This window comes from Thioclava sp. GXIMD2076 (genome assembly GCF_037949795.1).
Lineage (GTDB): Bacteria > Pseudomonadota > Alphaproteobacteria > Rhodobacterales > Rhodobacteraceae > Thioclava > Thioclava kandeliae.
In genome coordinates, this window is sequence record NZ_CP149932.1 from 1,216,011 (window position 1) to 1,241,889 (window position 25,879).

Consider the following 25,879-nt stretch of genomic DNA (forward strand, 5'->3'; position numbering starts at 1 on the left):
CAACCTGTAACGCCACGCGGGTGGCAGGAGGTTTGAAATGGCAACGAGTGATGCACCGATTGAAATCGGCCATGTCGTTCTGACGGTCCACGACCTGAAATCCGTGGGCGCATTCTATGAAAACGTGCTGGGTCTGGCGCGGCTGTCATCGGACGGCACGGTGGCCCGCTATGGCGCGGATGGCCACGTGCTGGTGGAGCTGCGGGCGGATAAGGCGGCCCGCAAGGCCAGCCATCGCGAGGCGGGGCTGTTCCATACGGCCTTCCTGATGCCCTCGCGCCGCGCTCTGGCCGATTGGCTCGATAACGCGGTGGCGCGTCGGGCGCCTTTGCAGGGCGCCTCCGATCACTCGGTGTCCGAGGCGATCTATCTGGCCGATCCGGAAGGCAATGGCGTCGAGGTCTATGTCGACCGTCCGCGCGACAAGTGGATCCGTATGGGCGACCAGATCCATATGGTGACCGAACCGCTGGATCTGCAGGATCTGCACAACCAGCGCTCCGGCAAATGGTCCGGCGCGCCCAAGGGGATGACCATCGGCCATGTGCACCTGCAGGTGGGCGGGCTCGCACCCGCGATGGAGTTCTACGGTGACCGTCTGGGCCTTTCGGTGATGACCGATTATCCCGGTGCGAAGTTCTTCGGCTGGGGGGGCTATCACCACCATATCGCCACCAATATCTGGAACTCCCGGGGGGCAGGGACCGTTTCCCGTCCGGCCACCGGCCTATCGGGGCTGACCCTGCGCGGGGAGGCAAAGGAGATTGACGGGCTCGGTGGCGAGGCCACGCTGGTGGACCCTTGGGGGCTGCCGGTAACATTGCAGACAAAGGAGATGGCCAATGCTCGTTGATGGCAAATGGACTGCCGACTGGCAGCCGGTGCAGAAGGCCGATGACAAGGGCCGCTTCGTGCGGCAGGTCTCGGGGTTCCGCAACTGGATCACGCCCGATGGGGCGGCCGGCCCCGCGGGGCAGGGCGGCTACAAGGCCGAAGCCGGGCGCTACCACCTCTATGTGGCCTATATCTGCCCTTGGGCCTCGCGCACGCTGATCGCCCGCAAGCTGAAGAAGCTGGAGGCGTTCATCGAGGTGACAGTGGTCAATCCGCGCCTCGGTGATCAGGGCTGGGAATTCGGCGGCTTCGAGGGGGCGGATAAAGACCCCTTGCATGGCGCGTCCTTTATGCACGAACTCTATACCCGTGCCGATGCGCATTATACCGGCCGCGCGACCGTGCCGGTGCTCTGGGATACAAAGACCGATACTCTGGTCAATAACGAGAGCGCCGATATCGTGCGTATGTTCGACACGGCCTTTGAAGGGCTCGCCCCCGAGACCCCGCGTCTGCGCCCCGAGGATATCGAGGCGGATGTCGAGGCCGAGACTGCCCGCATCTATGACGCCTATAATAACGGGGTCTATAAGGCGGGGTTTGCCAGCTCTCAGGCGGGTTATGACGAAGCCGTGGCCGGTGTCTTTGCCGAGATGGACCGGATGGAGACCGTGCTGTCGGATGGCCGGCCGTGGTTCCATGGCGACCGTCTGACCGAGACCGATATCCGCATCTTCGTGACCTCGATCCGCTTTGATGTGGCCTATCACGGGCTCTTCAAGACCAACCTGAAGATGCTGCGCGATTATCCTGCGCTCTATGCGCATATGGTGCGGATGCTGAACCAGCCAGGCGTGGCCGAAACGGTCGATCTCGACCATATCAAGGCAGGCTATTACTCGATCAAGCGTCTCAACCCGCCGCTGATCGTGCCGAAAGGGCCGGAAGACAGCTATCGGCTGTTGGCCGAGGCCCGTTGCCACTGATCTATCGACCCGCCGGGTTTCACATGAAACGCTGCTTCACATGAAACTCTGGGGGTCGATATCGATGGCAAGGCGCACATTATTGGGCAGGCGCACCTGCGCGACCCAACGCGCCAGCGCTGCCTGCAAGGGCGCGCGCTTATCGGCCTTCACCAGAAGCCGAACGCGGTGCCGCCCACGCACCCGCGCCACGGGGGCAGGGGCGGGGCCATAGACTGTCGCCTCGATCTCGCGCAGGGGACCTGACTGACGTGACAGCGCCTCGCCGATGTCAAATAAGGGTTTCAGATCCGGTCCCGAGAGGATGATGCCTGCCATCCGCCCATAGGGCGGCACATGCTGCGCATGGCGCTGGGCGGCCTCGGCGCGCCAGAAGGCTTCCTCATCCCCACCCAAGATCGCACGGATCACAGGATGCTCTGGCTGATAGGTCTGCAACAGCGCCAGCCCTTCGGTCTCGGCGCGGCCCGCACGGCCCGCGACCTGCCGCATCAGCTGGAAGGTGCGCTCGGCGGCGCGCAGGTCCGACCCCTGCAGCCCCAGATCGGCATCGATCACCCCCACGAGCGACAGTTTCGGGAAGTTATGCCCCTTGGCCACGATCTGCGTGCCGATAATGATATCCGCCCCGCCATTGGCAATATCGGAAATCGCCTCCTTCAGTGCCCGCGCGGTGGTGAACAGATCAGAGGACAGCACCGCCATCCGGCTGTCGGGGAAGCGCTCGCGCACCTCCTCGGCCAGACGCTCGACACCCGGACCCACAGGGGCCAGTTTCCCTTCGACCTGACAATTGGGGCATTGCGTGGGGATCGGTTTCGTCTCGCCGCATTGATGGCAGACAAGCTGCTTGAGGAACCGGTGCTCCACCATCCGCGCATCGCACTGCTCACAGCCGATCTGGTGCCCGCAGGCCCGACAGATGGTGACCGGCGCATAACCACGACGGTTGAGAAACAGCATCGCCTGCTCGCCACGGCGGACCCGCTCGATCACCGCGCCCACCAGCGTCGGCCCGATCCAGTGTTGGCTCTCGATGGTCTCGTTACGCATATCGATGGGCCGCATCTCCGGCAGCTTCGATGCGCCAAACCGCGCCCCCAGATCGACCCGCGCATATTTGCCGGCCTCGGCATTGGCCCAGGTCTCAAGCGATGGTGTGGCCGAAGCCAACACCACCTGCGCCCCGCAAAGGGAGGCCCGCAACACCGCCATATCGCGGGCGTTATACAAGACACCCTCCTCCTGCTTGTAGGAGGTATCATGTTCCTCATCGACCACGATCAATCCCAGGTCACGGAAGGGCAGGAATAGCGCCGAACGGGCCCCCGCCACCATCTGCACCTCGCCCGTGGCCGTGGCCTTCCACAGCCGCCGCCGCTCGGTCTGGGTCACGCCCGAATGCCATTCGCCCGGCTTCGCCCCGAAGCGCGCCTCCACGCGGGCCAGAAACTCCGAGGACAAGGCGATCTCGGGCAAAAGCACCAGCGCCTGCCGCCCCTGCCGCAGACAATCGGCCACTGCCTCCAGATAGACCTCCGTCTTGCCCGAGCCTGTGACGCCTTTCAGCAGAACCGGTGCAAACCCGCCCGAGCCATCCTCCAACCGTGCAACAGCCGCTTTTTGTGCCTCCGAGAGCACCTTTCCGGGCAAGGACGGATCAAGCCGCTCGAACGGCGCATCGCGGGGCACGTCCGCCTCCACAACCGCCCCCGAGGTCAGCATCCCCTTCACAACGGATGTGGTCACCCCCGCCAAAGCGGCCAATTCACCCAGTTGGAACCCCGCTCCACCATGATCGCGCAGAACCTCCAATACCCGCGCCCGCGCATCGGTCATCCGTGGCGGCTCGCCCGCGCCCAGACGGTAGATCTTGCGCAACCCCGGCGCATCGAACAGCCCCGGAGCACGGGTCGCCAGACGCAGCACCTGCGGCAGCGGTGTCATCGTATAGGCGGCCATCCGCATCAGGAACTGCCGCATATCCGCTTTCATCGGCGGCACATCCATCACTTGCAGCACGCGGCGCAATTTGGCTGCGGCAAAATCGCCATCTCCCGCGCCCCAGACCACGCCCAGAACCTTGCGCGGCCCCAAAGGCACCATGACAAAAGCCCCCGCCCAACACCCGCCCTCGGGGGCAAGATAATCCAGCGGCCGCCCTACAGGCTCCGCCGTCAGCACCGAGACCCGCGCCCCGTCCGCAAACCAGTCCTGTCCGCTCATGGCGCGCCTCCTTCCAGCGTCGATAAATATCCCGGGGGGAATTGGCCGCAGGCCAAGGGGGGCAGAGCCCCCGCTGCCCGCCATAACCACCCTTTCGCGACACCACGTTTTGCGCTATCAGTGCCGCGACTGCCCATCTGGAGGACACCAATGAAATTCTTCGTCGACACGGCCGATGTGGCCGCCATCAAGGAACTCAACGATCTCGGTATGGTCGATGGCGTAACCACCAACCCTTCGCTGATCATGAAATCGGGGCGCGATATCCTCGAGGTGACCAAAGAGATCTGCGACATCGTCACCGGCCCGGTCTCGGCCGAGGTGGTCGCCACCGAAGCCAAGGACATGATCGAAGAAGGTCTGAAGCTTGCCAAGATTTCCCCCAATATCGCGATCAAGGTTCCGCTGACCTGGGACGGTCTGACCGCGTGTAAGGCTTTCGCATCCGAAGGCCATATGGTCAATGTCACCCTGTGCTTTACCGCGGCGCAAGCGATCCTTGCGGCCAAAGCCGGTGCGACCTTCATCTCCCCCTTCATCGGTCGTCTGGACGATATCAATCTCGACGGGCTGGAGCTGATCGAGGACATCCGCACCATCTATGACAATTACGAGTTCAAGACCGAGATTCTCGCGGCCTCGATCCGTTCGGTCAACCACATCACCGATTGCGCCAAGATCGGTGCCGATGTCATCACCGCCCCGCCGGCTGTCATCAAGGGTATGGTCAAGCATGTGCTGACCGACAAGGGCCTCGAGCAGTTCATGGCGGACTGGGCCAAGACCGGCCAGAAAATCGTCTGATCACCGGATCGGCATGATCCAGGAAGGGGCCTCGGGGCCCCTTTTTCATATCTGGCGGTGTCAGGTCCTAGGCCTTGACCTGTCGGGCGGTGCGCGGCGTCTCCGTGCCGCCGGATGCCGCGTCCGGCTGGCCGCTCCGCAAAAGCGTCAGAAGCGCATTGCGCAGGGCAGGATGGCGATGGGAAAGGCGCAGGAGCTCCTCGACATCATCATCGATATGCACGCCGAAAACGATATAGGGAAAGTTCAACCCGTTGGTCTGACAGATCTCTGTCAGGCTGCTGACCGTCGGGTCATTGCCATCCTTCAGGACAGAATGCAGATAGCCCGGCGATTTGCCTGCTTTCAACGAGGCTTGGCGCATCGAAATCCCGATACGCATAAGCTCTTTCTGAAGGCGGGAGCGAATTTCACTCGTCGAGTAACTAAGCATGGTTATTTTATTTAGCTCTTAAATTCACGAAGAGTAAGTCTAATTTTCTTTTATGTTCACTGACATACTCAATGAATCCAATCTAATAGCTCATGACCGGAATTCGTTGGCTGTCTTCGCGTGAACCTCTTGGGAAAAATGCGGAAATTTGGTAGATTAGCTGACAGAGCCGTTTTTAAAGGCATTTTTCCATGACACAAGCCGGTTTGACGCAGCCCTTGCGTGAAAAGATTCTGTCCGACCCCGATCTCATTCTGGATGATCCGGCCCTGATGCAGGTGCTGATCGGTGCCGATGATGTGATCGGGGCGGGGAAGGTTGTCGATCTGCGCTCGGTTGCAATGAGACGGCTCGAGAGCCGTCTGGACCGGCTCGAGGATACCCATCGCTCCGTGATTGCCGCGGCTTACGAAAATCTCGCGGGTACCTATCAGATCCACCGTGCGGTCCTGTCGCTGCTTGCGCCGCTGGAATTCCGAGGTTTTCTGGCGGTTCTGCATGAGGAAGTGGCCGAAATCCTCGAGGTCCAGTCGATCCGGCTGGTGCTCGAGACCCATCAATCCGAGGCCGATCCGGCACTGCGGCATATGGGCAAGGTGCTCTGTCTGGCCGAGCCGGGATTTTCCGCCGAATATATGCGTGACGGACGTCATGCCTCTCAGGATCCGATCCTGCTGCGCAAGACCCCCGAGGCGGGCACACCCGTCCATGATACACGTCCTGACAGCCAGTCCGAAGCGATCCGGTCGGAGGCCGTTCTGGCGCTGGATCTGGGGGCGGGGCGGCTGCCGGCGATGCTGGTGTTGGGGTCGAACGATCCCAACCGGTTCAAGGTTTCGCAAGGCACCGATCTTCTTGGCTTTTTCGGCGCGGTCTTCGAGCGTATGATGCAGAGGTTTCTGGGGTAGGTCATGATTGGTATGTCGGACGGGCTGCGCGATGCGATGCAGCGTTGGCTTTTGCATCTGCGCGGGCTCGAAGGAGCCTCCGAGCAGACGATCATCGCCTATGGCGCGGATCTGCGGGGGTTTCTGGCCTTTATGCACCAGTATCACGGCGAATCGCTGGGCGTTGCGCGGATCGCACGGCTGAGCACCGGCGATATGCGGGCATGGATGGCACATGAGCGGGGGCGGGGGCTTTCGGCGCGCTCTCTGGCGCGCGCGTTGTCTTCGCTGAAAAGCTTCATCCGCTGGCTGTCGGATCGCGAGGGGTTCGACGCGACCGCACCCCTCTCGGCCCGTCCGCCGCGGTTCCAGCGCAAATTGCCCCGTCCGCTGGCCGAGGATGCGGCGGTCGCGATGATCGAGCAGGTCGATCTGCAGGCGCAGGACCCCTGGGTGGCGGCGCGAGACACCGCCGTGCTGACGCTTCTCTATGGTTGCGGGCTGCGGATTTCGGAGGCGCTGTCGCTGACTGGCGCCGATCTTCCTCTGGGCGATAGCCTGACGATCATGGGCAAGGGGCGCAAGGAGCGGATGGTGCCGCTTCTGCCGGTGGCGCGCCAATCGGTCGAAACCTATCTCGGGCTCTGCCCCTTCCCGATGGCTCAGGACATGCCGATCTTCCGTGGCAAGCGGGGCGGGGCGCTGAACGGGCGGCTGATTGCGAAGGCGATGGAGCGGGCTCGCATGGCGCTGGGGCTTCCGGCGACGGCCACGCCGCATGCCATGCGCCATAGTTTCGCGACCCATCTCCTGAGCCATGGCGGCGATTTGCGGGCGATTCAGGAGCTTCTGGGCCATGCCAGTCTGGCCACGACGCAGGTCTACACGGCGGTCGATCAGGCGCGGCTTATGGAGGTGTATCGCGCGGCCCATCCGCGCCGCTAATGGAAAGAGCCGGTAACCGGAATTTTCCGGTTATCGTTAGGTAAATTTTTAAATGTAAACCGGCTACCTATCAGAAATGTCAATGGGTTAACCATATTCTGGCAAGGTTTCGTTCATTTTGCGGGCGCAGTTTCTGGAGACGTTTCAAGTTCAGAAAGGAACGCGATATGAACGTATCCACCCTTGCCAGTAGTGCAAGTGTCGCGTCCGCGCTGCAGGCTCTCATGGCCACAAGCAGCACGACGACGGACGATGACGAAAGCACGACTGACGTCGGGGAGACGCAGGCTGCAGCTCCCCCTCCGCCGCCCCCTCCCCCCCCTTCCGGCAGCGGCGCCGATTCCGAATCCATGTTTGTTTCTTTGTTTGGCGATACGAGCGAGGCCTCGTCATCGTCCTCGACGACCAGTTCAACGGTTACACTGAGCGATGATGAAGAGGTCTTCGATCTCGATGGCGATGGTGCCCTCTCCTCGATGGAGCAGGCGGCCTATGACGCATCGCTCGGCGAGGAAGCGGTCTCGGAGACCGACGGGACGGAGGCTGCGATGATGATGCCCCCGCCGCCTCCGGGGCCGCCGCCGGGTCCGCCACCGTCCGATGAGGATGAAGGCGTCCCGACAGCCCAGTCTGTTATTGAATCACTGGCTGCTACAGCTACCGAGGATGCCGAGACGGCGGATGCGCAGGATGACATGCGCCGTGTTCAGCAGTTTGAGCAACTTCTGGCAGAAACGCTTGGAGGCGTGTTGCAGGGCTGAACCGCGGCCCGAGAGACATGGCTTGAACGGGAAGGGCGGCTCTGCGCTGCCCTTCTTTATGCCTGAGGCCGGATGTTTCCGCAGCCCTGTGCGATATGTATCATATCCGTCCTACCGGTCCGCCCCGTGCCATGTCAGCGCTTGAACCACCGCAGTCTTTGCGGCATGACCAAAGACATGATGATAAGAACCAAAGCCCTATCGGTCCATTTCCTTACCGCAACCGGCGCGGTGTTTTCCCTGCTGGCGCTTGATGCCGCGGTCGAACGTAACTGGAGCGTCATGTTCCTGTGGCTCGTCGTGGCGCTGGTCGTTGACGGGATCGATGGCCCCTTGGCACGACGCTATGACGTGAAACATAACGCACCGGTTTTCGATGGCGTGCTGATGGATCTGATTATCGACTATCTCACCTATGTCTTTATCCCCGCCTATGCGCTGTTCAAATCCGACCTGTTGCCGGGCTGGCCGGGCTGGCTCGTGGTGGTGGCGATTACCTATTTCAGCGTGGTGTATTTCTCGGATACACGAATGAAAACAAAGGATAACTCCTTCTCAGGTTTCCCGGGATGCTGGAATATGGTGGCGATTGTGGTTTTTGCGACGACGCCTTCGCCGCCAGTCATTCTGGTGCTGGTGCTGATCTGCACGATCGCGATGTTCCTGCCGCTGAAGTTCATCCACCCCGTGCGCACACAGCGCTGGCGCAAGCTGTCGCTGCCGGTAGCGCTGGCGTGGGTAGTGTTTGCCGCCATTGCCGCCTGGACCGATTTCCAGTCGGGGCCGCTGGTGCATAGCGGTCTGGTGGTGACCTCGCTCTACCTGCTTTTTGTCGGGATCGTTCAACAGCTGGTGCCGATAAAGACCGCCGCTTCTCGCTGAGGCGATCCGGACATAGTCATCTTTTTGCGATCCGTCGGGGAACCCGGCGGATTTTTGCTTGTTCCTATGGTGGAAAGTTTTTGAGAGATAGTCCATAAGCGCCACGAAATGTCGTTTTTGGAATATCCCTTTGCGGACGCGACGCTGTGATGGGTCGGGGCTGTGCGGAAAATCGCGCAGCACGGGCCGTGCGGCGTTCTGGCCGCGGAGCTCACCAGAACGATAAAAGTGAAACGGGACAGGAGAGACTGCATGGCAGAGTCAAGGGATCAGGATGAAGATCTGGGTGTACCCGCGCCCGAGGGCACGGCTGCCCCGATCGATACCGATTACAGCGTCGGTCAGGATAATATCGAAGGCAGTGTCGGGCGGATCGCGTTCGACATCCATAACCCGGTTTTCGCCATCTCCGGCGCGGCTGTCGTTCTTTTCGTGCTGTTTACGTTGGTCTTCCCCGACACCGCGCAGGGCCTCTTCAGCTGGCTCTTCTCGTCGGTGACCGGCGGGTTCGACTGGTTCTTCCTGACGGCGGGCGACATCTTCGTGCTGTTCAGCCTGTTCCTGATCGTCTCGCCTTGGGGCAAGATCCGCTTGGGCGGGTCCGAGGCCACGCCTGATTTCGGTTATCCGGCATGGTTTGCCATGCTCTTTGCCGCAGGCATGGGCATCGGGCTGATGTTCTATGGCGTGGGCGAGCCGCTGACCCATTTCTCGACTTCTTTCGCCGGTGCCGCCGGTGCGCCGCTTGGCGGGGCCGAGGGCGACAACGAGGCCGCCTTCAAGCTGGGTATGGCCGCGACCATCTATCACTGGGCGCTGCATCCTTGGGCGATCTATGCGGTTCTGGCCCTCGCGCTGGCGCTGTTCTCCTATAACAAGGGCCTGCCGCTGACGATCCGCTCGGCCTTCTACCCGATTTTGGGCGAGCGCATCTGGGGCTGGCCGGGCCATGTCATCGATATTCTGGCGGTATTCGCGACGCTCTTCGGTCTGGCGACCTCGCTGGGCCTTGGCGCCACGCAGGCCAATGCCGGTCTGCATGCGGTCTTCGGTATTCCGATCTCGACCACCATCCAGGTGATCCTGATTGCGGCCATCACCGGTGTCGCGTTGATCTCGGTGCTGCGCGGGCTCGAGGGCGGCGTGCAGAAACTCTCCGAGATCAATATGATTCTCGCGCTGGTGCTTCTGCTTTTCGTGCTGTTCACCGGTCCGACGCTGACGCTTCTGGGCGATATCGGCACGGGGCTTGGCGCCTATCTGACCGAGCTTCCGGCGCTGTCGAACCCGTTCGGGCGTGAGGATACCGGCTTTGTTCAGGGCTGGACCTCCTATTACTGGGCATGGTGGATCAGCTGGTCGCCGTTCGTGGGCATGTTCATCGCGCGTGTCTCGCGCGGGCGCACCGTGCGCGAGTTCATCGTCTGCGTACTGCTGATCCCGTCGCTGGCCTGTGTGGTCTGGATGTCGATCTTTGGCGGTGTCGCGCTGCAACAGGTGATCATGGATGGCTATCAGGGCGCGGTGGATGCCGATATCTCGGTGAAGCTGTTCCGTGTGCTCGACCAGCTGCCGCTGTCGCAGATCACCTCCGTGGTGGGGGTGATCCTCGTGATCGTCTTCTTCGTGACCTCCTCGGATTCGGGCTCGCTGGTGATCGACACGATCACCGCAGGCGGCAAGGTCGATGCGCCGGTCCCGCAGCGGGTGTTCTGGGCGACGTTCGAGGGCGTCGTGGCGATTGTGCTGCTTCTGGGCGGTGGCCTGTCGGCGCTGCAATCGATGGTCATCTCGACGGGGTTGCCCTTCACCATCGTGCTTCTGGTGATGTGCTATTCCATCGTGAAGGGGCTGCAGGCGGAAAAGAAGGCCTGAGCGAGATCTCCGAACTGTGAAACGGGCGCCTCTCGGGGCGCCCGTTTCCATTTGATCCATGCGTCCTATCTGTGCAGCCCATGCCCGAGGAGGCCCGCATGACCTATGACCACCCCGCAGATGTTCTGGAGTTTTGGTTCGCGCCCGAGCACCGCGAGAGCTGGTTCGAGAAGAACGAGCTGTTCGACGGCCTTATCCGCGACCGGTTCGGGCCGCTACAGGCGCAGGCCACAGAGGGCGCTCTGGCGGCATGGCGCGAGAAGGCCGAAAGCGCTCTGGCGCTGGTGATCCTGCTCGACCAGTTTCCCCGCAATATGTTCCGTGGCACGGGCCATGCTTTTGCCAGCGATGCCCGGGCGCGCGAGGTGGCCGGGCACGCTCTGACGCAGGGATTTGATGCGCAAGTGAAGGCGCTCGACCCACAGGCACCGGCCTTTTTCTATCTGCCCTTCATGCATTCCGAGGATCTGGCCGATCAGGACCGCGCCGTAGCGCTTTACGAGGCGGCGGAGGATGAGAACGGGTTGCGCTTTGCCCATGCACATCGCGACATCATCGCGCGGTTCGGGCGTTTCCCGCATCGCAACGCGGCGCTCAAACGCGAGAGCACCAAGGAAGAACTGGCCTTTCTGGAAACACATAAAGGCTTTTGACGCCTTTTTCTCCGTGGGCAGAGGCCCTATGATCGGGCCCAAGACAAGAGGATCATGATGACCGACACCGATAGCCTGACGCCCGAAGAGATCACCGCATTGTTCACCCGCGCGGATGGGCAATACCATTTCGCGCGCTGGGGCCGTCCGATCGTGCCGATCGTGTTCGGGGTGCAGGAAGAGACGCTGCAGATCATGAAGGGCGCGCTGGAGGCGATTGCCGCCCTCTCGGGTCATAAGCTGGCCGAGACCGATCCCGAGATTGGCGCCAATCTGATGATCTTCTTCTTCCGCGACTGGCAGGAGCTGCTGGAGGTGCCTAATCTCGACCATATGCTCCCCGGATTGCAGGATCTGGTCGTCCGGCTTGATGATGCGGGGGCCACCCATTACCGCACCTTCCGCTTCGATGATCAGGGGGCGATCCGCGCCTGTTTCAGCTTCGTGCGGATGGACGAGGCCATGGCCGAGGTGCCCGCCGAGACCATCGCGCTGGGGCAGGCGGTGCAGATGATCCTTGCATGGGGCAACGAGGCCTGGACCGGGCGCTCGCCTCTGGGATTGGCGCGTGGGGCGGCGGTGCTGCGTCCCGAGGTGGCAGCGGTGATTGCCGCGGCCTATGATCCGGTGATGCCTGCCGTGTCCGGGGACGCCTCCCATGCGCTGCGCCTCTTCGCCCGCGCCAACATGATGCGCGAGAAGGCCGAGGCCGCAAGCGCCCGCATGGCGCAGGATATGGCCGAGGCCAAGCTGGCGCCGAAAGGGTAGAGTGATGGCCTTCGCGTTTCCCGTCCGCGTCTATTACGAAGATACCGATCTGGCCGGCATCGTCTACTATGCCAATTACCTGAAATTCATCGAGCGCGGCCGCAGTGAGTGGATCCGCTCGCTGGGTGTCGATCAGGCGCGCATGAAAGCCGAGACGGGCACTGTCTTTGCCGTGCGACGGGTCGAGGCGGATTATCTCAAGCCCGCCAGATTCGATGACGAGCTTGTTGTGATGACGCGGTTGGTCGCCGAGACCGGTGCGCGGATCGTGCTTGCACAGGAGGTGACACGGGCGGGGGAGGTGCTGTTTTCGGCGCAGGTCACGCTTGTCTGCCTTAACGAAACGGGGGCGGCACAGCGGATATCTGCCGAAATACGCCGGAAGCTGGCTCCAAGCCTGCATTGAGTGCGCAATTCGCCCCTAGGTGACGTAGATGTTATGGCGCGCCCCCTTTATGTGCGCTAAAATCGCTGCCAATCAACCCGCGACAAACGCGGCCCCTATTTGACGAGCAGTAGACCGATGGAAACAGACGTGCTTGGCACGGCGCAGCAGATGGATTTCTCGCTGCTTGCCCTTTTTGCCCATGCCTCCCTAACCGTAAAACTCGTGGTAATCGTGCTGATGCTGTCCAGCTTCTGGTCCTGGGCGATCATCATCCGCAAGTTCATTTCGTTCCGCGCGGCACGCCGCGAGGCCGAGACTTTCGATCAGGCCTTCTGGTCGGGCGAGCCGCTCGATGAGCTGTTCGAGCAGATCGGCACCCGTCCCGATGGCGCGAGCGAGAAGATCTTTGCCGCAGGTATGCTGGAATGGCGCCGCAGCCACCGGCAGGATGGTAACCTGATCGCGGGTGCGCAATCGCGTATCGAGCGCTCGATGGATGTCGCGATCACCAAGGAAAGCGAGAGGCTCAATCACGGGCTGCAATTCCTCGCGACTGTCGGGTCGACCGCGCCCTTCGTTGGTCTCTTCGGGACCGTCTGGGGGATCAAGGTGGCGTTCGAGGAGATCGCGATCTCGCAGAACACCTCGCTGGCCGTCGTGGCACCGGGGATTTCAGAAGCACTTGTGGCCACCGCCATCGGTCTGCTGGCCGCAATCCCCGCCGTGATCTTCTACAACAAGCTCTCGGGCGATGCCGACCGTATCGTTGGCGGCTACGAGGCCTTCTCGGACGAGTTCTCCACCATCCTCTCGCGCCAGCTGGACGCCTGATCCATGGGCGGTGGCGTAGCAAAGAACTCCAACCGGAGAGGGCGTCGCGGACGCGGGAAGCATCAGGCCATGGCCGAGATCAACATCACGCCGATGGTCGATGTGATGATGGTGCTTCTGGTCATCTTCATGGTGGCTGCGCCGATGATGACCGTCGGTGTGCCGCTGGAGCTGCCCAAGACTTCTGCCAAGGCGGTGCCGACCGAGCAGGAAGAGCCGCTCACGGTGTCGCTGCAGCTGGATGGCACGGTGTCGCTGATGAATTCGAGCGTGCCCGAAGACGAGCTGGTGGGCCGTCTGGAGGCGATCGCCAAGGAGCGCGAGAGCAACAAGATCTATCTGCGCGCCGATGGTGGTATCAATTATTCCCGTGTGGTCGAAGTGATGGGCGCGCTCAATGGCGCGGGCTTCAACAACATCACTCTGGTGACCGAATCCGGTGGTCCGTCGCTGACGGGACCGGCGAAACAGTAAGCGCAAGGCACGCAACTACATGCGGACGGAACGGGCATATAAGATCGGCATCTGGGTGTCGGGGATTATCCATGTAGGGATCATCCTCTGGGCCGTGCTGGGCGATCTGCTGTTTACACGCGATCCGGTCGATCCGATCCAGATGACCTCTGTATCGGTGATCTCGGATGCCGATTTCCAGGCCATGCAGGCCGCCGCCCCCAAGGCGGGCGAGGTGCAGGAAACCGCGCCGGAGGCGATCGCGGCCCCCGAGGAGGATGTCTCTCCGGCCGAAGACACGCCTGCGCCCGAGGAGGCGCCCGATCCGGCACCGCAGGAGGCCTTGGCCGAGCCCGAGCCCACGCCCGAGGCGAAGCCCGATCTATCGGATGTGCAGGAGCCTGCTGAGCCTACCGAGGTCACGGAAGTTCCGCCCTCGATGATGCCCGAGGTCGAGGAGCCGCAGGATACCGCGACGCCCGAGTTCAGCCCGCGCCCCATTGCCAAGCCCGCGCGCCGCGTCGCGCCCGATCCGATGCCCACGCCTGAGCCGGAGGCACAGGTGGCCGAGGTGCCGAAAGAGGCCACTCAAGAGGCCGAGGCCCCCGAGCCCGAGACACCCAAGGAAGAGGCACAGCAGGCGCAGGCGCCCGAGGAATCGGGCACCGAGATCGAGACCGAGGCGTCGAAGCCGGTGGAAGAGGCCAAGACCTCGGCTCCGCCCTCGAGCCCCAAGCCGCGCACCAAGCCTACCCCGCCCAAGAAGGAAGAGCCCAAACCCGAGCCGGTGAAGACCGCAGCATCGGAAAAGGCATCGGATAAACCTGCTGATAAGCCGGCAGAGAAAACGCCCGAGAAGAAAGCGGATACGCCTGCCAAGAAGCCCGCCGAGAAGAAACCGGCAGCGGCCAAACCCGCGGCACCTGCGCCCAATACCGAGAAGGCCGTGCAGGATGCGCTGGCACAGGCTCTGGGGGGCGAGGGCACCGGGGGCACCGGCAATGCGCCGATGGGGCCGCCGATGACCAGCGGCGAGAAAGACGCGCTGATCGTGGATGTGAAGCAATGCTGGAACGTGGGCGCGCTGTCGTCCGAGGCGCTGCGCACCACGGTGACCGTCTCGGTGCAGATGCAGCCCGACGGCATGCCGATCGCCAGCTCGATCAAACTGGTGGGCTCGCAGGGGGGAAGCGATGCTGCGGCAAAACAGGCCTATGAGGCCGCGCGCCGCGCCATCATCCGCTGTGGTTCGGACGGCTTCCCGCTGCCTGCGGAGAAATATGGCCAGTGGAAGACCATCGAGATGGACTTCAACCCCTCCAAGATGAGGATGCGCTGATGCCGGAAATCCCGTTTTCGGCAAATAATCGCGAGACCGCGTGCGGATGTGATGCGCCTGTCGCGCATTCCGCGCTACAACCGACAAAACCTGCCCGTCCGCATGGGACGGGCGCGGACCAGACAAGGAGTGTTTCGATGCTGCGTATGATGATGGCCGGACTGGCTGCCGCAGGTGTGATGTCGGCGGGGCTGGTTGCCACTCCGGCCATGGCGCAGGATGGCGGCCCGCTACATGTCGAGATCACCGATGGCGTGATCGAGCCGCTGCCCTATGCGATGCCCACCTTTATCGCCGAGACGCCGGATGCCGCGAAAGTGGCACAGGATATTTCCAGCGTGATCAATTCCGATCTCTCGGGCACCGGCCTCTTCCGCCAGATCCCGCAGGATGCCTATATCCAGCGTTTCTCGAGCTTCGGCACGCCGGTCAGCTATCCCGACTGGACGGGAATCAAGGCGCAGGCGCTGGTGGTGGGCGCGGTCTCCATGCAGGGCGGCAAGGCCGTGGTGAAATTCCGTCTGTTCGATACCTATTCCGGCGCCGAGATGGGCGAGGGCCAGCAACTGGCCGCCACGCCGCAAAGCTGGCGCCGTCTGGCGCATAAGGTTGCCGATACGATCTATTCGCGCATCACGGGCGAGGGCGGCTATTTCGACAGCCGCGTGGCCTTCGTCTCCGAAACCGGCCCCAAAAATGCCCGTCAGAAACGTCTCGCGATCATGGATTATGATGGCGCGAACGTGAATTATCTCACCGATTCCAGCACCATCGTGCTGGCGCCGCGCTTCTCTTCGGACGGGTCCAAGCTGATCTACACCACCTTCGAGACCGGCTTCCCGCGCATCAAGATGATGAATGTCGGCAATGTCAGCTCGCAGCTCCTGCCCGAGACCCCCGGCACGATGACCTTCTCGCCGCGCTTCTCGCCCGATGGCAGCTCGATCCTCTATTCGATGGAACAGAACGGCAATACCGACCTCTTCCGCATGAGCACCGGTGGCGGCGCGCCCCAGCGCCTGACCAATAGCCCTGCGATCGAGACGGCCCCCTCCTACAGCCCTGACGGCTCGCAGATCGTGTTCGAATCCGACCGTTCGGGCACCCAGCAGCTCTATGTGATGAGCGCGAATGGCGGCGAGCCCACGCGGATCTCCTTCGGCGAGGGACGCTATTCGACGCCGGTCTGGTCGCCGCGCGGTGATATGATCGCCTTCACCAAACAGCATGCGGGCCGTTTCCACATCGGCGTGATGCGCACCGACGGTTCCGAGGAGCGCCTGCTGACGGCCTCGTTCCTCGACGAGGGTCCGACCTGGTCGCCCAATGGCCGCGTGATCATGTTCACCCGCGAGAGCCCCGGTGCGAGCGGCAGCGCGAGCCTGTGGTCGGTGGATATCTCGGGCCGTAACCTCAAGAAAGTGCCGACCCCGAGTGCTGCCTCCGACGTGACGTGGTCACCGCTCCTGCAGTGACATTCCCAAGCGAGCCAAATACTGTTACCGTGCTCATGACGAGCTTCTGACATAATGGAAAAACCTATGAAAACCGCAATCAAAGCCGCCCTGCTGCTGAGCGCATTGGGCCTTGCCGCGTGTAACAATCCCGACCGCTTCGGCGACGGGTCGGGCGTCACCGATCCGGGCGGCGCTTACGGCAGCGGCTATGGCGACGGCTCGGTAAGCCAGGGCAATATCTCGGACCCGAACTCGCCCGCCTATTTCCAGAAGACCATCGGCGATATGGTCCATTTCGTGGTTGACCAGTCCACCCTAACGCCCGAAGCGACCCAGATCCTGACGCAGCAGGCACAATGGCTGACCTCGCATCCGAACTATACCGCCGTGATCGAAGGCCATGCCGACGAGCAAGGCACGCGCGAATACAACCTCGCCCTCGGTGCCCGTCGTGCAAGCTCGGTGCAATCCTTCCTGATCAGCCAAGGCGTGAGCGGCAACCGTCTGCGCACCGTCTCCTATGGTAAAGAGCGCCCGATCGCGGTCTGCTCGGCTCCCGAATGCTACGCCCAGAACCGTCGCGCCGTGACGGTGATCGCGCAAGGCGCAGGTTCCTGATGATGCGCGCGCTGAAGGGGGTAGTCTGCGGTCTGGCACTGATGGCGGGTCTGCCCGCCTTCGCGCAGGACCAGCAGTCTCTGGCCGATATCCGTTCGGAACTGGCGCAGCTCTCGACGCAGGTGCAAAGCCTGCGTCAGGAGTTGGTCTCGTCCGGTTCGCAGGGTCTGCAGGCGGCGGGCGGTGCCTCGGCGCTGCAACGTATGGATACAATGGAAGCGTCGCTCTCGCGCCTGACCTCACAGACCGAGGAACTCCAGAACAAGATCAACCGCGTTGTCAGCGATGGCACCAACCGGATCGGCGATCTGGAATTCCGTGTTTGCGAGATGGAGCAGGGCTGCGATATCGGATCTCTTGGCACGACCAAGCCGCTGGGCGGCGAGGCCGCAACCGCAGCACCGGCACCGGCGCCGGCGGCATCGAACGGATCGGGGCAATCGAGCGCCGATCTCGCGATGAACGAACAGTCGGACTTCGATCGGGCCAAGGGGGTGCTCGATCAGGGTGACTTTCCTCGCGCCGCGAAAGAGCTTGCGGCCTTTGCCCAATCCTATACGGGCGGCCCGCTGAGCGACGACGCGCTCTATTATCAGGGTGAGGCGCTGCAGAAATCCGGCGATATGGCAGGGGCGGCGCGCGCGTGGCTCAATGCCTTCTCGACCTATCCCGATGGCGACAAGGCACCGGAAAGCCTGACCAAACTGGGTTGGGCGCTGGGGCAACTCGGCCAGCGTAACGAGGCCTGCACGGCCTTGGGACAGGTGGGCACCCGCTATCCGCAGGCAACGGCCGTCTCGGAGGCACAATCCGAGATGTCGAAGCTCGGCTGTATGTGAGGCGCCCTTGTCGGACCATGAGAATACCCAGACTGCCGCGCCGTGTCGCGGCAGTTTGTCTTTGAACTCCCCGATGCTCGAGCGATTCATCGGCCGTCTGGCGGGGCAGCGCGTGGCGCTGGCCGTGTCGGGCGGCGGGGATTCCATGGCGATGCTGTATCTGCTGGCGGGACGGCTGGATCTTTCGGTCGTGACCGTCGATCACGGGCTGCGCCCCGAAGCGGCTGACGAGGCGCGCATGGTGGGGCAGGTGGCACAAAGCCTTGGCCTTACCCATCATACGCTGCACTGGAACGCGCCTGCGGGCGGCAACCTGATGGATCAGGCGCGCCGTGCGCGGATCGGGTTGATGGGCGAATGGGCACGGGCGCAGGGCATTGGCCATATCGCGATGGCCCATACAGCCGATGACGAGCTGGAAACTTTTATCATGCGCCTTGCGCGGGCCTCGGGGCTGCAGGGCCTGTCGGGAATGCGGCATGCGTGGTGCGAGGCGGGAGTCATGTGGCACCGTCCCATGCTGGATCTCGGGCGGGGGGCGTTACGCGATTATCTGCGCAACCGAGGGGGACACTGGGCCGATGATCCGTCCAATGACAATCCCAAATACGAGCGCGTGCGCATCAGGAAGGCCGCCCCGCAACTCGCCGCACTGGGCCTGACGCCCGAGGTGATCTCTGCGAGTGTGGCCCATCTGGCCCGCGCCGAAGAGGCGCTTTCGCAGGCGCTGGTGGGGATGGTTGCGCGTCATGTGACGGTGGATCGTGGCGATGTGCTGGTGTCGCTCGATGGGCTCGAGACCGAGCTTCAGGGAGAATTCCGGCGCAGGCTCTGGGCCGTGATTCTCGGCTGGATCAATGGCGGGGAGTATGCGCCGCGCGGCACCAAGCTGGAGGCCTTCTGCCACGATATTGGGCAAACCCGGACGCTGGCCGGTGTCCGCCGCAGCCATGACGGTGATTTTATCCGCTTTACCCGCGAGTTGGCGTCTGTTCAGGCATTGGTGGTGCAGGGGGGTGAGGTGTGGGACCGATGGCGTCTACGGGGCTCGCAGGACGGGATCGGCCTGCAGGGCCTGAGTATAGGCGCCCTTGGCGAGGCGGGGCTGGCCCTGTGCTCGGACTGGCGCGAGACAGGGCTGCCGCGCGCCTCGCTTATGGCCAGCCCCGCGGTCTGGGCAGGTGAAACGCTTGTTGCCGCCCCCTTGGCAGGGCTGCCGAATGGCTGGATTGCAGAAATTGCCGTCCCGTTTGCGCCCTCAATGCTATTCACCCGTTGAACCCTGAGCCTAAATCCCTATTTTCATTCCAACGGTTCCCCGCTCTACACTTTGGGGGGCCAAAATGAATTGGAGGTTTTTCCTTGGGTAATGCGCGCAATCTTGCCTTTTGGGCCGTGCTGTTCGTGCTGATCCTCGCCCTGTTCAACCTGTTTGGGGATGGACAGAACGCGATGAATTCGCAGCAAGTCGATTATTCCGAGTTTATTCAGGCGGTCGACAAGGGCAATGTCAGCAATGTCCAGATCGATGGGGAGGATGTGCGCTACCAGCTGAAAGACGGCACTGCGACCTATTCCACCGTCAAGCCGCTGACCGACCCGATCGCCGAGCGGCTGATCTCGTCGGGCGTGCAGGTGAAAGTGGTCAAGCAGGCACAGTCCGGCTTCATGTCGCTCTTGGGCGTCTGGTTGCCCTTCCTCGTGCTCATCGGGATCTGGATCTTCTTCATGAACCGGATGCAGGGCGGCGGCAAAGGCGGCGCGATGGGCTTCGGCAAATCCAAAGCCAAGCTTCTGACCGAGAAGCAGGGCCGCGTGACCTTTGACGATGTCGCAGGCATCGACGAGGCCAAAGAAGAGCTGGAAGAGATCGTGGAATTCCTGCGCAATCCGCAGAAATTCAGCCGCCTTGGCGGTAAGATCCCGAAAGGCGCATTGCTGGTTGGCCCCCCGGGGACTGGTAAGACGCTTCTGGCGCGCGCGATTGCGGGCGAGGCGGGCGTGCCCTTCTTCACCATCTCGGGCTCCGACTTCGTGGAGATGTTCGTGGGTGTCGGTGCAAGCCGCGTCCGTGACATGTTCGAACAGGCCAAGAAAAACGCGCCCTGTATTGTCTTTATCGACGAGATCGACGCTGTGGGCCGTGCCCGTGGTGTGGGCATCGGCGGCGGCAATGACGAGCGCGAACAGACCCTCAACCAGCTACTGGTCGAGATGGATGGTTTCGAGGCCAATGAGGGCATCATCATCGTTGCCGCGACCAACCGCCGCGATGTGCTGGACCCCGCTTTGCTGCGTCCGGGCCGTTTCGACCGTCAGATCCATGTGCCGAACCCCGATATCAAAGGCCGCGAGAAGATCCTGACCGTCCATGCCCGCAAGGTTCCCGTTGGTCCCGATGTCGATCTGCGCACCATCGCGCGCGGCACGCCGGGCTTCTCGGGGGCGGACCTCATGAACCTCGTCAACGAGGCGGCGCTGATGGCGGCACGCGTTGGCCGCCGGTTCGTGACGATGGAGGATTTCGAGCAGGCCAAAGATAAGGTCATGCTCGGTGTCGAGCGCCGCTCGATGATCCTGACGCCCGAGCAGAAGGAAATGACGGCCTATCACGAAGCCGGTCACGCCATTGTCGGCCTTGCGCTGCCCAAATGCGATCCGGTCTACAAGGCCACGATCATTCCGCGCGGTCAGGCGCTGGGTATGGTGGTGAGCCTCCCCGAGATGGACAAGCTGAACTACCACAAGGACGAGGCCAAGCAGAAGATCGCCATGACCATGGCGGGCAAGGCGGCCGAGATCAAGAAATGGGGTCCCGACCATGTGTCGAACGGTCCGGCGGGCGATATCCAGCAGGCATCGGCCATTGCGCGCGCGATGGTGATGCGTTGGGGCATGTCCGATAAGGTCGGCAATATCGACTATGCCGAGGCGCATGAGGGCTATTCCGGCAATACCGCTGGCTTCTCGGTTTCGGCGGCGACCAAGCAGCTGATCGAGGAAGAGGTCCGTGAGCTGATCGAGGAGGGCTACCGCGAGGCGGTGCGCATTATCGACGAGCAGGAAGTCGAGTGGGAACGCCTTGCGCAGGGCCTGCTGGAATACGAGACCCTGACCGGCGCAGAGATCAAGAAAGTCATCAAGGGCGAGGCTCTGGGTGGCGGTGATGACGACACCCCCACCGGTGGTCTGCCGACGGTGACCTCGGTGCCCAAAGCCAAAACCGAGGAGGTGAAGCCCGAGGGCACGCCCGACGGGACAGAGCCGACCGCTTAAGCAAGCTACAATCCGGTAGATGGGCCGCCCTTCGGGGCGGCCTTTTCCATGCGACGCAACGACTGTGCTTGACCTTTGCGACAACTCTCCCAAGCATGTGTCCCAGAAGGCATTTCGCGATCGGACAGGGAAACTCATGCCGGCATTGAGACGGACCGGATATCAGGCAGAGATCGTCTGGTTGGGCATCGTGCCACAGGGCCAGATGCAATCGGTGGCGGTGGACCGGATGGAACTGGATTTCGAGGGGCCGCTCGGCGAGGCGCATCGTGGATATACGCGCGCCTCCTGCTCGCGGGTCACCGGGCAGTTTGCCAAGGGCACCGAGATCGCCAACACCCGCCAGTTGAGCATCCTGTCAGCGGAGGAGATGGCCGAGACCGCTTTCGTCATGCGCATCCCCGAGCTGAAGCCCGAATGGGTGGGGGCCTCCATCGTGCTGCGCGGCCTGCCGGATTTCACGCATATCCCGCCCTCCTCGCGGCTGCAGAGCGAGGAGGGGGTCTCGCTGGTTGTGGATCTCGAGAACCTGCCCTGTGTCCAGCCTGGGATAGAGATCGCCAAGACCTATCCCGACAAGGGAAAAGCCTATAAGCCCGCAGCCCTCGGGCGGCGCGGGGTTACCGCATGGGTCGAACGCCCAGGCGGATTGAGACTGGGCCAGCTTGTCGATCTGTGGGTGCCTACGCAACGGGTCTGGCGGCAGGGCGAGGGCGAGGGCTGAACCGGATGCCTGTAAATGGCCGGCTTAGGTCGCATCCAGAACAGGGCCTTCTCCAGATCGCGCATAGTTTCTTCCCGACACGTCCGGCAAGCCGGTTTCGGGGGCTTATGACCTCAAACCCTTGTCTTGGGATTAGGGGTCTGCGATAGGAGGCTGACCTGTTCTTTTATGTGGAGATGCCGATGCTCGATCCGAAAACTGTCGCTTCGATGCGGGAGCTACGCGTCGAGATCGACCGGCTGGACCGGCAGATTGTCGAGCAGCTGACCTACCGGCTGAGCCTGATCGACCGTGCGATCGATCTGAAACCCTCGGAAGGGCTGCCCGCGCGGATCGAGGAACGGGTCGAGGATGTGGTCGCCAAGGTCAAGGCGCATGCCGTGCAGACCGGCGGAGACGTGGAACTATTCGAGCAGCTCTATCGCATCATGATCGAGGCATCGATCCTGCGCGAGGAGCGGGTTCTTGGCACAGGAGACGTGAAATGAGTGCGACGATCATTGATGGTAAGGCTTTCGCGGCCACGGTGCGCGAGAAAGTCGCCGCACAGGTAGCCAAGCTAAAGGAAGATCACGGGATCACCCCCGGTCTGGCCGTGGTTCTGGTGGGCGAGGACCCGGCATCGGAAGTCTATGTGCGCAACAAGGGCAAGCAGACCGTCGAGGTCGGCATGAATTCCTACGAGCACAAGCTTGATGCCGCCACTTCGGAAGCCGAGCTTCTGGCCCTGATCGCCAAGCTCAATGCCGATCCGGCCGTGCATGGTATTCTGGTGCAGCTCCCTCTGCCCAAACATCTCAACGAGGATCTGGTGATCAACTCGATCGATCCGGCCAAGGATGTCGACGGCTTCCATATCTCCAATGTCGGCCTTCTGGCCACTGGGCAGAAATCCATGGTGCCCTGCACGCCGCTCGGCTGCCTGATGATGCTGCGCGACCATCACGGCTCGCTCTCGGGGCTGAATGCGGTGGTCGTCGGGCGTTCCAATATCGTGGGCAAGCCGATGGCCCAGCTGTTGCTGCGTGACAGCTGCACGGTGACGGTGGCGCATTCGCGCACCAAGGATATCGAATCTGTCTGCCGCTCTGCTGATATTCTGGTGGCGGCCGTTGGCCGTCCCGAGATGATCAAGGGGGATTGGGTGAAACCCGGTGCGACAGTGATCGATGTGGGTATCAACCGCATTCCCGCGCCCGAAAAGGGCGAGGGCAAGAACCGCTTGGTGGGCGATGTCGATTTCGCTTCCGCCGCTCAGGTGGCCGGTGCCATCACGCCGGTGCCCGGTGGTGTCGGTCCGATGACCATCGCCTGCCTGCTGGCCAATACCTTGACCGCCTGTGCGCGGGCCAATGGTCTGGCAGAGCCTGAAGGGTTGACTGCGTAATCCGCCCACACGCGGGGATTGAATGATAGGGGCAGGCGTCGGAAAAGTCTCCGGCGCCTGTCTCGTTTTTGCGACGCTTCCCGCTCATGGACGCATTTTCTTTCATTCTGCGATATGGTTGAGGAGGTAAGCTGGGTTAAAGCTTATTATATCCTCCATAACGGAGAGTAAGACTATTCGTATGAGGTAAGACGGGATGTGGCAGGCCTATCTCCGATCGCTGAGCGTGCCGACGCTGCTGCTGACATGGGTTGCAGCTTCGGCATTTGGTGTGCTTGGTGGGCCGTTCGGCACCTTTGAATGGCTGACGGTTGGCGAGAGGCTCGTCTACTGGCCGTCGCTCTGGGCGCTGGGAATCACGATCGGCTGTGCGTTGCGACTGCTCTACGAGGAGGTTCTGCAGATCCGTAACTTCTGGAGCTATGCGTTGCTGGAAGCCAGTAGTCTCGGGCTGTTGATGGCGTTCCCATATCACAGTTTGCTGCATTATCTCGCCGAGATCGATCACGCGCATCTGCCCTCGCTTCTGCAACTCGGCGCCTACAATTTCGTAATGACGTTCTTCTGCGTCAGTCTGCGGCGGCTTTTCTACCCTGAAAGCAAAGGGTCAGCGACAGGAGAGGACGAAGTCCGCCCTGTCTCCGACTGGCAGTCTGCCGCGCCGCAAGCGGATGCTGCATCCTATGCCTCGCCTGCCGATCCGGAACCCGCCTTCTCGCCAGACGCCACCTGCGAGCCAGAGCCTGATGCCCTGACCACGCCACGCCTGCTGCAGCGTCTGCCCAAGGCCCGGCAGGGCGATATCTGGCATCTGCAGAGCCGCGATCATTATGTCCATGTCACGACGTCGAAAGGCTCGCATCAGGTGCTGATCCGGCTGGCGGATGCGATGGCAGAGCTGGAAGGGGTGCAGGGGTTGCAGGTCCACCGCTCGCATTGGGTGGCCGAAGAGGCCGTAGCGGAAGGGCGCAAGCTGAATTCCAAGGCCGAGCTGACGCTTCGCAACGGGGCGGTGATCCCTGTCTCGCGCACCTATCTATCCGATGCAGAGGATGCGGGCTTTTTCGATCTGGATGAAGGGCCGCAGGGCTACCGGCTCAGTTAGTGCAGGATCTCCTCGTCGCGCACGAACATATTGGCCCATGCGCGGTCGATCAGCTCGGGCGTCATTTGCGGCGGGATACCCTCGAATTTGCAGATCTCGATCATCTGGTCGATCAGGAAGATCGGCTGGTAATTGGCATAGACGTTGTGGATGGTGGGGTATTTCACCTTCAGAAGATGCACCAATGCGGCCTCGCTGAGCGGGATCTGGCGTTTGTTGGCCACCAGTTTGAAGATCTTGAGGAAGTCGCGCTGGTTCGGGCCGTCGATCTTGATCTTGAAGAAGATCCGGCGCAGCGCGGCCTTGTCGAAGATCGCATTGGGGTGGAAGTTGGTCGAGAAGATCGCGAGCGTGTCGAAAGGCACCTCGAATTTCTCGCCCGATTGCAGCGCGAGGATGTCGCGGCTTTCTTCCAGCGGCACGATCCAGCGGTTCACCAGCTTCTGCGGCGGCTCGGCCTGACGGCCAAGGTCGTCCACGATGAACACCCCGCCCGAGGCTTTCAGCTGTAGGGGCGCGGTATAGGTGCGGGCCGTGGGGTTGAACTTGAGGTCCAGCATATCCAGCGTCAGTTCGCCCCCCGTGATCACGGTCGGACGCTCGCAGAGCACATAGCGGCGGTCGAAGCGGTGTCCGGCGCGGCGCAGGGCGGTGGGGTCCTCCGCGGGGAGCGGTGCCTCGCTATGGATGATCGGGTCGAAGACGGTGATGATCTGGCCCGAATATTCAATGGCGCGCGGCACATAGATCTGGTCGCCAAGCGCATCGCGGATGCCGTTGGAGATCGAGGATTTCCCGTTGCCCGGCGGGCCATACATCAGGATCGAACGGCCCGAGCCCACGGCGGGGCCAAGCTGGTCGATCAGGTCGGGTGGCAGGACCAGATGGCCCATCGCCGCGAGCAGCGCATCGCGGGTCAGCTGGATATTGCGGATCGACTGGCGTTTGACCTGCTCGCGATACATCGCCAGCGGCACGGGCAGCGCACCATAATATTCCGATTGCGCCAGCGCATCGAGCGCGCGCGCGCGCCCCGCATCCGAGAGCTGGAAGGCCATCTCGTTGCCGGAATTGGCATGGAGCGTGCCCATCGCCTCCACAAGGCGCTGGTCGCGGGCCATGTCGATCAGCTCCTGCAGCAGGGTGGTCGGCAGGCAGAGCAGTTCGGCCAGCGAGCTCAGCGTGGTCTGGTTGGTGCGGAACATCGTTTTCAACAGGATGTCGCGCATCATCACAAGGCTCAGGCCCGTCTCGGACAGGCTGCGTGGCATATGAGGGGCGGTAATTGTGCGGGCCATCATATTCATACGACACGACCTTCCTGAAACGGGATTTCCGATAGGGATTAACGGACTGTTAGCCCTGCTTATGATCGGAAAGTGCCGCCGCAATGTGGCCGAATTCGGGA

General features: G+C 62.3%; 26 protein-coding genes. 23 read left to right on the forward strand and 3 right to left on the reverse strand.

Going from position 1 to position 25,879, the window contains the following annotated elements; all coding sequences use genetic code 11:
* Positions 1 to 37: 37 nt before the first annotated feature.
* Positions 38 to 853 (forward strand): VOC family protein, encoded by an 816-nt coding sequence (locus tag WDB91_RS06030; RefSeq protein WP_339114232.1) that lies wholly within the window; start codon positions 38 to 40, stop codon positions 851 to 853.
* The gene (locus WDB91_RS06035; RefSeq protein ID WP_339114233.1) at positions 843 to 1,820 is read left to right on the forward strand and encodes a glutathione S-transferase C-terminal domain-containing protein; all 978 of its coding nucleotides are present in this window, start codon (positions 843 to 845) and stop codon (positions 1,818 to 1,820) included. Before WDB91_RS06030 ends, WDB91_RS06035 begins: the two co-directional genes overlap by 11 nt.
* Before the next feature lie 36 nt (positions 1,821 to 1,856).
* On the opposite strand, the gene WDB91_RS06040 is transcribed toward WDB91_RS06035, so the two are convergent.
* Positions 1,857 to 4,046 carry a primosomal protein N' gene (locus WDB91_RS06040; protein WP_339114234.1) on the reverse strand — a complete coding sequence of 730 codons (2,190 nt, stop codon included), beginning with the start codon at positions 4,044 to 4,046 and terminating at the stop codon, positions 1,857 to 1,859.
* A 150-nt stretch (positions 4,047 to 4,196) separates the two neighbouring features.
* Between WDB91_RS06040 and fsa the strand changes: the two genes are divergently transcribed.
* Positions 4,197 to 4,850 carry a fructose-6-phosphate aldolase gene (fsa, locus tag WDB91_RS06045; RefSeq protein WP_339114235.1) on the forward strand — a complete coding sequence of 218 codons (654 nt, stop codon included), beginning with the start codon at positions 4,197 to 4,199 and terminating at the stop codon, positions 4,848 to 4,850.
* 67 nt (positions 4,851 to 4,917) lie between these two features.
* Here fsa and WDB91_RS06050 read toward each other — a convergent pair whose 3' ends face one another.
* On the reverse strand, positions 4,918 to 5,232 hold the full coding sequence (locus WDB91_RS06050; protein WP_339114236.1) for a hypothetical protein: 315 nt from the start codon (positions 5,230 to 5,232) through the stop codon (positions 4,918 to 4,920).
* Between the two features lie 242 nt (positions 5,233 to 5,474).
* On the opposite strand from WDB91_RS06050, the gene WDB91_RS06055 reads away from it, so the two are divergent.
* The 20 genes from WDB91_RS06055 (at position 5,475) to WDB91_RS06150 (ending at position 24,471) form a co-directional block, all read left to right on the forward strand.
* Positions 5,475 to 6,191 carry a DUF484 family protein gene (locus WDB91_RS06055; RefSeq protein ID WP_339114237.1) on the forward strand — a complete coding sequence of 239 codons (717 nt, stop codon included), beginning with the start codon at positions 5,475 to 5,477 and terminating at the stop codon, positions 6,189 to 6,191.
* 3 nt (positions 6,192 to 6,194) lie between these two features.
* Positions 6,195 to 7,115, forward strand: a complete 921-nt coding sequence (locus tag WDB91_RS06060; protein ID WP_339114238.1) for a tyrosine recombinase XerC — start codon at positions 6,195 to 6,197, stop codon at positions 7,113 to 7,115.
* Between the two features lie 350 nt (positions 7,116 to 7,465).
* The gene (locus WDB91_RS06065) at positions 7,466 to 7,876 is read left to right on the forward strand and encodes a hypothetical protein (protein ID WP_339114239.1); all 411 of its coding nucleotides are present in this window, start codon (positions 7,466 to 7,468) and stop codon (positions 7,874 to 7,876) included.
* A 177-nt stretch (positions 7,877 to 8,053) separates the two neighbouring features.
* Entirely contained in the window at positions 8,054 to 8,758 is a 705-nt protein-coding gene (locus WDB91_RS06070; RefSeq protein ID WP_339114240.1) for a CDP-alcohol phosphatidyltransferase family protein, read from the forward strand.
* Positions 8,759 to 9,010: 252 nt separating this feature from the next.
* Positions 9,011 to 10,633: a BCCT family transporter gene (locus tag WDB91_RS06075; RefSeq protein ID WP_339114241.1), complete on the forward strand. Its 1,623-nt coding sequence runs from the start codon at positions 9,011 to 9,013 to the stop codon at positions 10,631 to 10,633.
* A gap of 98 nt (positions 10,634 to 10,731) precedes the next feature.
* Positions 10,732 to 11,286, forward strand: a complete 555-nt coding sequence (locus WDB91_RS06080) for a DUF924 family protein (protein WP_339114242.1) — start codon at positions 10,732 to 10,734, stop codon at positions 11,284 to 11,286.
* 57 nt (positions 11,287 to 11,343) lie between these two features.
* The gene (locus WDB91_RS06085) at positions 11,344 to 12,054 is read left to right on the forward strand and encodes a hypothetical protein (protein WP_339114462.1); all 711 of its coding nucleotides are present in this window, start codon (positions 11,344 to 11,346) and stop codon (positions 12,052 to 12,054) included.
* Between the two features lie 4 nt (positions 12,055 to 12,058).
* Positions 12,059 to 12,460, forward strand: a complete 402-nt coding sequence (gene ybgC / locus WDB91_RS06090; RefSeq protein WP_339114243.1) for a tol-pal system-associated acyl-CoA thioesterase — start codon at positions 12,059 to 12,061, stop codon at positions 12,458 to 12,460.
* A gap of 117 nt (positions 12,461 to 12,577) precedes the next feature.
* Positions 12,578 to 13,273, forward strand: a complete 696-nt coding sequence (gene tolQ, locus WDB91_RS06095) for a protein TolQ (protein ID WP_339114244.1) — start codon at positions 12,578 to 12,580, stop codon at positions 13,271 to 13,273.
* 3 nt (positions 13,274 to 13,276) lie between these two features.
* Positions 13,277 to 13,747: an ExbD/TolR family protein gene (locus tag WDB91_RS06100; RefSeq protein ID WP_339114245.1), complete on the forward strand. Its 471-nt coding sequence runs from the start codon at positions 13,277 to 13,279 to the stop codon at positions 13,745 to 13,747.
* Positions 13,748 to 13,766: 19 nt separating this feature from the next.
* A complete protein-coding gene (locus tag WDB91_RS06105; RefSeq protein WP_339114246.1) occupies positions 13,767 to 15,065 on the forward strand; it encodes a cell envelope biogenesis protein TolA in 1,299 nt (432 codons plus the stop codon).
* 146 nt (positions 15,066 to 15,211) lie between these two features.
* Positions 15,212 to 16,540 (forward strand): Tol-Pal system beta propeller repeat protein TolB, encoded by a 1,329-nt coding sequence (gene tolB, locus WDB91_RS06110; protein ID WP_339114463.1) that lies wholly within the window; start codon positions 15,212 to 15,214, stop codon positions 16,538 to 16,540.
* 66 nt (positions 16,541 to 16,606) lie between these two features.
* Positions 16,607 to 17,140 (forward strand): peptidoglycan-associated lipoprotein Pal, encoded by a 534-nt coding sequence (gene pal, locus WDB91_RS06115; protein ID WP_339114247.1) that lies wholly within the window; start codon positions 16,607 to 16,609, stop codon positions 17,138 to 17,140.
* A 2-nt stretch (positions 17,141 to 17,142) separates the two neighbouring features.
* Positions 17,143 to 17,979, forward strand: a complete 837-nt coding sequence (ybgF, locus tag WDB91_RS06120; protein ID WP_339114464.1) for a tol-pal system protein YbgF — start codon at positions 17,143 to 17,145, stop codon at positions 17,977 to 17,979.
* 73 nt (positions 17,980 to 18,052) lie between these two features.
* The gene (gene tilS / locus WDB91_RS06125) at positions 18,053 to 19,258 is read left to right on the forward strand and encodes a tRNA lysidine(34) synthetase TilS (RefSeq protein ID WP_339114248.1); all 1,206 of its coding nucleotides are present in this window, start codon (positions 18,053 to 18,055) and stop codon (positions 19,256 to 19,258) included.
* An 83-nt stretch (positions 19,259 to 19,341) separates the two neighbouring features.
* Complete coding sequence (gene ftsH, locus WDB91_RS06130; RefSeq protein WP_339114249.1) at positions 19,342 to 21,255, forward strand: ATP-dependent zinc metalloprotease FtsH; 1,914 nt, start codon at positions 19,342 to 19,344, stop codon at positions 21,253 to 21,255.
* Positions 21,256 to 21,391: 136 nt separating this feature from the next.
* Positions 21,392 to 21,979 carry a sulfurase gene (locus WDB91_RS06135; RefSeq protein WP_339114250.1) on the forward strand — a complete coding sequence of 196 codons (588 nt, stop codon included), beginning with the start codon at positions 21,392 to 21,394 and terminating at the stop codon, positions 21,977 to 21,979.
* Between the two features lie 182 nt (positions 21,980 to 22,161).
* Positions 22,162 to 22,467 carry a chorismate mutase gene (locus WDB91_RS06140; RefSeq protein WP_339114251.1) on the forward strand — a complete coding sequence of 102 codons (306 nt, stop codon included), beginning with the start codon at positions 22,162 to 22,164 and terminating at the stop codon, positions 22,465 to 22,467.
* The gene (gene folD / locus WDB91_RS06145; protein WP_339114252.1) at positions 22,464 to 23,366 is read left to right on the forward strand and encodes a bifunctional methylenetetrahydrofolate dehydrogenase/methenyltetrahydrofolate cyclohydrolase FolD; all 903 of its coding nucleotides are present in this window, start codon (positions 22,464 to 22,466) and stop codon (positions 23,364 to 23,366) included. Before WDB91_RS06140 ends, folD begins: the two co-directional genes overlap by 4 nt.
* Before the next feature lie 196 nt (positions 23,367 to 23,562).
* A complete protein-coding gene (locus WDB91_RS06150; RefSeq protein ID WP_339114253.1) occupies positions 23,563 to 24,471 on the forward strand; it encodes a LytTR family DNA-binding domain-containing protein in 909 nt (302 codons plus the stop codon).
* On the opposite strand, the gene WDB91_RS06155 is transcribed toward WDB91_RS06150, so the two are convergent.
* A complete protein-coding gene (locus WDB91_RS06155) occupies positions 24,468 to 25,778 on the reverse strand; it encodes an ATPase (RefSeq protein ID WP_339114254.1) in 1,311 nt (436 codons plus the stop codon). The genes WDB91_RS06150 and WDB91_RS06155 overlap by 4 nt on opposite strands.
* Positions 25,779 to 25,879 lie beyond the last annotated feature (101 nt).